The following is a 291-nucleotide window of genomic DNA, read 5'->3' as shown; positions in this document are numbered from 1 at the left end:
TAAACGCGGCGGACTGTAAATCCGCTCCTTCGGGTTCGGGGGTTCGAATCCCTCCCCTTCCATTTTACGGGCATAGTTTAAAGGTAGAACTAAGGTCTCCAAAACCTTCAGTGTGGGTTCAATTCCTACTGCCCGTGTTAATAGAATTATGGCGGGTGTGGTGAAGTGGTTAACACACCAGATTGTGGCTCTGGCATGCGTGGGTTCGATCCCCATCACTCGCCTATTTTATATTATTGGGGTATAGCCAAGCGGTAAGGCAAGGGACTTTGACTCCCTCATGCGTTGGTT

General features: G+C 49.5%; 2 tRNA genes. Both read left to right on the top strand.

Annotation, left to right across the window (positions count from 1 at the left end):
- Positions 1-66 precede the first annotated feature (66 nt).
- Positions 67-137, top strand: a tRNA-Trp gene (locus ADI58_RS03785).
- 14 nt (positions 138-151) lie between these two features.
- Positions 152-224 (top strand) — tRNA-His (locus ADI58_RS03780).
- Positions 225-291 lie beyond the last annotated feature (67 nt).

Origin of the sequence: Streptococcus mitis, from assembly GCF_001074635.1 — a bacterium.
In the GTDB taxonomy this organism is placed as follows: Bacteria; Bacillota; Bacilli; order Lactobacillales; family Streptococcaceae; genus Streptococcus; species Streptococcus mitis_E.
This window is presented reverse-complemented; position numbering and strand designations above follow the sequence as displayed.